Here is a 5,311-nt window from a genome sequence, read left to right as displayed (position 1 = left end):
AGAGAAGAAGCCGGAAACAGAGAAGAAACTAGAATCTGCGCCTCAGTCACCGCCGGAGGAGAAACCGGAACGCAAATTTGTTCAGAAAAGCGTTCAGGCATTGATTCAGTGGAGTCCCCTTGGCGGTAGTGGTTGGTTATTTGTCCATTTTTTATTAGAGCAAGATTGGATGCTGGCAATTTTGATGTTTCCGGCAACAGTTGTCACCGCTATTTGGGCAGCTTATACGGAAAGTTTCATTGCCAGAATGCGCGAAATTTATACTGACCGAGGCAAGCAGGATGCAGACGCCTTGGTTAAATTTATGGAAAAGTTGGATAGGGCGCTGCGTTGGCAACTATCCGGATTTGAGGATAAGTATCTCCGATGTCAGGCAAATGCCTGTCGTGACTATATAACAGAAGGCTTTAACCAGAATTTTACTCCCACGCTAGAGGAAGTTTTTGTTCCTCTGGAATTGAGCGATGTCCATACGATGTCTTTATCGCCCGGTTTGCGGCAAAAAGATGTTGAAGATGTCGCCGCGATGCAGGCAAAAGCTGAAGGATTGAAAATCTGGGATTTTCTGGCAAGGATGCAGAAAATTCCGGCTTATCGGCGGATGGTCATCTTAGCTTGGGGTGGCTACGGCAAAACTACTCTACTGCGCCACATTACTTATACTTATTGTGAAAAGCCGAAACGCGCTCGCCTGCGCTATCAAGCACCTCGATTAATTCCCTTTTTGCTATATCTGCGGAAATGGCGAGATTTGTTAGGGCAAGAAGACGCACCTAACTTAGCAGATTTGATTACCCAACATCATATTCCCCAACTTCCAGATGGAAAACGCCTCAGTTTACCTGCTAACTGGGTAGAAAATTTGTTGCGGCGAGGGGATGCTTTGGTGATGTTGGATGGTTTTGATGAAGTGGCAGAAGGACAGCGACAGCAGATAAGCGAGTGGATAAGTCGGCAGATGGAAGATTATCCCAACTCGGTCTTTTTCCTCACTTCCCGTCCCGGCGGTTACAAGGATTACTCGGCAGCTACTAAACCGCAAACTTCCCTGTTCGTGAAACCTTTTAACTCAGACCAACGACAACGGTTTATCGAACGGTGGTATTTCCATCGGGAACTGTATGCTAGAGCAGGACGCAATACTCCCGAAGTGAAGCAGGAAGCGATTCGGAAAGGAACGGATTTGATGCAGCAGATAGAACAGCGCAGCGAATTGAAAGACATGGCGCAAAATCCCCTACTGCTGAATATGATTGCTACTTTTCACAATTCTTATCCGGGGAACGAACTGCCTCGCAAACGCACGGAACTTTATAAGGCAATTTGTCAGTTACAACTGGGAGATAGACCTTTAGCAAAGCGAATTAATTTACTATTACCTGCTAAAGAAAGTCAGGAAGTTTTGCAAAGCGTTGCTTTGGAAATGGTGCAGCAAAATCGTCCCATTCTTCCCCAAAATGAGTTAATGGTTTTGATTCAAAGTCATCTAGCGACCCTGGATGATGACGTTCAACCAGCAGCTTTCTTGGAGGAAGTAGTGAAAGTTAGCGAATTGTTAGTAGAAAGGGAACCGGAGGAGTACGAGTTTGCCCATTTGAGTTTTCAAAATTACTTAGCTGCGGTACAAATTAAAAAAATTGGGCAAGAAAGTTTATTGTTTCAGCACTTTGGTGATTCTTGGTGGCGGGAAACAATTCTTCTCTATGCTGCTCAAGTTAATCCTACTAATTTGATTCGAGAAGCTTGTAATAATGGCTCTCGCGAAGCCGTGTCTGTTGCGTATGATTGTTGGCGGCAAACTACTAGAAAGGTAGACTCGAATCTGGCAGAACAGTTGCAACTGTTTCGCTATCGGGATTTAGAACGATATCTGCAAAATGGAGAATGGCAAAAGGCAGATGAAGAAACTTATCGGTTGATGATTTTGACTGTAGGGAAGGAAGAGGGACAGTGGTTTAGTTCGGAAGATTTGCTGAATTTTCCTTGTGAGGACTTGCGAAAGATTGACGGATTATGGGTAAAATACAGCAATGGGCGTTTTGGCTTCAGCGTCCAGAAGAAAATTTATCTGGAATGCGGTGGTATTCCAGATGGGAAGTATTATAAGGAAACTTGGGAAAGGTATTGCGATCGCGTAGGATGGATGCGAGAGGGGAAATATATTCCTTACTCAGAGTATATTTTTAATATCTCAGCACCTATGGGCCAACTCCCGGGTGCGTTTGCGTCGTTTGGTTTTTTTGGGGGGTTTTGGGGGGTTCTCTTCTCTCGCATCGAGACTTGTAAACTGTAGCATATAAAGGTTTTCGCAGAATGTAAAGAATTGTTTTCCGCCTTCTTTGCTACGAAAACTCGTCATTCCAGCGATTCGATGCTCATAATACACAATGCGTAAAGCTTGAATCTATATTTATCCTGACAGCGTTTGATAGCATAAAGAAATACTTCTCGACACTCAAAGCGAGTTAATCGAAACTCCCGATTATTGCAGCGAACGGTAACGTGGTAGCAATATGCAGGCAGAAGTTGACGACAGGGACGAGACATAGTTTAGATAGTGGTAGCTTTATATTTAATTTCTCTGATGAAGTCGCTATTGGAACTCTCAAAAGTATTTGGAAACAAGCACAATTGGAGGATGAATAATGAAAGAATATGTGGTAATTTTTGAATGGGCTGGCAGTAACTATTCCGCTTATGTTCCCGATTTACCTGGTTGTATTTCTACAGGTAAGACACTTGAAGAGACAGAAAACAATATTAAAGAAGCTATCCAGCTTTATATTGACACTCTTCGAGAGGATGGTCAAGCTATTCCCGAACCATCCCTGAAGGCAAAATCAATTTCTGTGGCAGCTTGATTATGGTTGTTAGGAGATATTGGATTAGAAGAGAAGTCCGCTTAGATTTGGTATTGGCAAACAAAGCCCGCCTGGGGTTCAAACCCCAGCGTCATAGCGAAAGTCCTCTCAAGAGGACTGGGTAATAATATGATATCAGGCAAGAGGAATAAAGCATAATGGAAACTGCAACAGAACACCTATCACCAGCCACCGCAAATGCTTTTCTTGATGCGCTTCCCAATAAAATTAAGCAGGCGTTGATTGCATATTCAGCAGAAATTGAATATCCGGTAGAAGCCGTATTAGAAATGGCGATATCTGGTTTTCTCGATCCAGATTCAGTTAGTTTTGTAGATTGTAAACCGCTATCTGGGATGGATATTGAGAGGAAAGTGAATTAGGGAAAACCTTGTGGTAATATAATTGTATCAAGTATTAAAGAAGGAAACCTAAGCGCTATGAAAGGTTATATCAAAGGAAAAAGCATTATTCTCACAGACTCTCTGCCAGAAAACATAAAAGATGGCGATGAAGTAGAGGTATCTTTTTCAGTCATCCCAAAACCAAAATATTCATTTCCCACTTTTAAGCTAGGAATTAAAGACGAGTACCTGAAAAGAGAAAAAATCTATCAGTAAAATTGATAAAACGACATTAACTGTCATCTCTACGAACAGATAAATTATCCAATGGCTTATTATCTTTCATAATTCTAATCAAAAACCTGAGCGCTTCATTTACTGCTACAGAATCAGGAAATATTTCTGCCACATCAGCTTCTAAATGCACAGTCACGCCACCAACGCTTTGCCATCCTGGGCCAAGCTTTCTCACCCGCAAGCTTCTTAGATCGTATTCCGATCGCAATTCATCTTCCATGTTTGTTTTGGTCAAATAGTAGTTTCAACTTTCGCCTACTATAGCAATCAAACGATGTTCTCGATCCGCTGCAAATTCCAGACAAGCTTTAATATCTTCTTCTGTCAATTCTGGAAAGTCATCTAAAATTTCTGCCACAGACATACCAGCTGCTAACCAGCCTAAAACATCGTATACTGCAATCCGCATCCGTCTAATACAAGGCTTACCGCCACGTTTACCTGGTTCGATCGTAATGATGTTGCGATCGCTCATACAAAGCGAGGTTCGATCTTGCTTTCCTAAGTTTAGCCTAACACGCGCTGGAGTTGCGATCGCGATCGGATGCCAGACCGAAACATTATAGGCTGTCTATATAGGAACCACAAGAAATCCTTATATCACAAAATTGTTCAACCAGTTGACTAAATGTCAAAGTCGCGTTTACAATTATTTACATAACCAAACAAAATTTTGAAAAGCTTTTAAAAAAGCTGATAGTGTCTAACATCTTCAAGCTCTCCTAATTCTACCTTGGCTAACCACCAGGGTTTTTTTATTTTTACAGCCTTTTTCAGGTGATTGAGGTATAGAGAAACCCGGTTTATTGAAGAAACCGGATTTCTGGGATTATTCATAACCGCCGATAAATGCAAACAAACACAAAGCGGTTAAAACTTTTCCAACTAACTCACAACAGAAGGTTGCTTGCTAAAGAAAGCATTTCGCACCCGTTCCGCAATTTGCGGCGGCGTCAAACCGAGTTGTGCAAAAGACTCTTTGGGTTCGGCATGATCGACTAAAATATCAGGTACGCCAATCCGTTTGACTGGCACTACCACATCATTATCCATTAAACTTTCGACAACTGCCGAACCAAAGCCGCCCATAATGCAGCCTTCTTCGAGGGTAACAACGCGACCGATTTGTTTTGCCAAAGGCAGAATTAATTCGGTATCCAAAGGTTTGGCAAATCGCGCATTAATTACGGTAGCTTCAATCCCATATTCGCTGAGAATTTCGGCTGCTTGCATTGACGGATAAACCATCGAACCGTAGCCTAAGATCAGCACGTCGTCGCCTTGACGGAGAATTTCAGCTTTACCGATCGGCAAACCTTCCCAACCTTCCTCCATCAAGGGTACACCATAGCCGTTACCGCGAGGATAGCGAAGTGCGATCGGTCCATCAGTATAGTTTATCCCCGTCACGAGCATCTGCTGCAATTCTGCCTCATCTTTCGGTGCCATTAACACCATATTGGGAATGCAGCGCAAATAAGAAATATCGTACATTCCTTGGTGAGTCGGGCCATCAGCACCCACAATTCCCGCCCTATCCATACAGAAGAAAACAGGCAAGTTTTGGATGCAAACATCGTGAATTATTTGGTCGAAGGCGCGTTGCAAGAAAGTAGAATAAATTGCCACAACAGGACGAATTCCTTCGCAAGTTAAACCAGCTGCCAAAGTAACCGCGTGCTGTTCCGCAATACCCACATCTATATATTGTTTGGGTAATTTAGCGTGCAATTTATCCAAACCAGTTCCGGTTGCCATCGCCGCCGTAATACCGACAATTTTGGGATTATTTTCTGCCAGCTTTACTAA

At 42.8% G+C, this 5,311-nt stretch carries 7 protein-coding genes and 1 pseudogene; 4 read left to right on the top strand and 4 right to left on the bottom strand.

Annotation, left to right across the window (positions count from 1 at the left end; translation table 11 throughout):
- Positions 1 to 2,293 (top strand): GUN4 domain-containing protein (locus H6S82_RS16720; protein ID WP_191056446.1); only part of this gene is annotated, 2,293 nt, incomplete at its 5' end.
- A gap of 80 nt (positions 2,294 to 2,373) precedes the next feature.
- Here the strand turns inward: H6S82_RS16720 and H6S82_RS16715 are convergent.
- A pseudogene (locus H6S82_RS16715) lies at positions 2,374 to 2,547 on the bottom strand (transposase); the annotation flags it as partial.
- 98 nt (positions 2,548 to 2,645) lie between these two features.
- On the opposite strand from H6S82_RS16715, the gene H6S82_RS16710 reads away from it, so the two are divergent.
- The 3 genes from H6S82_RS16710 to H6S82_RS16700 all read left to right on the top strand — a co-directional run bounded on the left by H6S82_RS16710 (position 2,646) and on the right by H6S82_RS16700 (position 3,481).
- Positions 2,646 to 2,861 carry a type II toxin-antitoxin system HicB family antitoxin gene (locus tag H6S82_RS16710; protein ID WP_190474739.1) on the top strand — a complete coding sequence of 72 codons (216 nt, stop codon included), beginning with the start codon at positions 2,646 to 2,648 and terminating at the stop codon, positions 2,859 to 2,861.
- Positions 2,862 to 3,019: 158 nt separating this feature from the next.
- Positions 3,020 to 3,244: a hypothetical protein gene (locus tag H6S82_RS16705; protein WP_190474741.1), complete on the top strand. Its 225-nt coding sequence runs from the start codon at positions 3,020 to 3,022 to the stop codon at positions 3,242 to 3,244.
- Between the two features lie 57 nt (positions 3,245 to 3,301).
- Positions 3,302 to 3,481 carry a hypothetical protein gene (locus tag H6S82_RS16700; RefSeq protein WP_190474743.1) on the top strand — a complete coding sequence of 60 codons (180 nt, stop codon included), beginning with the start codon at positions 3,302 to 3,304 and terminating at the stop codon, positions 3,479 to 3,481.
- Positions 3,482 to 3,497: 16 nt separating this feature from the next.
- On the opposite strand, the gene H6S82_RS16695 is transcribed toward H6S82_RS16700, so the two are convergent.
- The 3 genes from H6S82_RS16695 to dxs form a co-directional block, all read right to left on the bottom strand.
- Entirely contained in the window at positions 3,498 to 3,737 is a 240-nt protein-coding gene (locus tag H6S82_RS16695; protein ID WP_242056984.1) for a hypothetical protein, read from the bottom strand.
- A gap of 9 nt (positions 3,738 to 3,746) precedes the next feature.
- Positions 3,747 to 3,977, bottom strand: a complete 231-nt coding sequence (locus H6S82_RS16690) for a DUF433 domain-containing protein (protein WP_190474744.1) — start codon at positions 3,975 to 3,977, stop codon at positions 3,747 to 3,749.
- A 410-nt stretch (positions 3,978 to 4,387) separates the two neighbouring features.
- A partial coding sequence (dxs, locus tag H6S82_RS16685; RefSeq protein ID WP_191056445.1) for a 1-deoxy-D-xylulose-5-phosphate synthase occupies positions 4,388 to 5,311 on the bottom strand: 924 nt, incomplete at its 5' end.

It is taken from the genome of Planktothrix sp. FACHB-1355, from assembly GCF_014748295.1.
GTDB classification, from domain to species: Bacteria; Cyanobacteriota; Cyanobacteriia; order Cyanobacteriales; family Aerosakkonemataceae; genus Aerosakkonema; species Aerosakkonema funiforme_A.
Note: the sequence above shows the minus strand (reverse complement) of the source record. Positions and strands in the feature narration are given on the sequence as shown.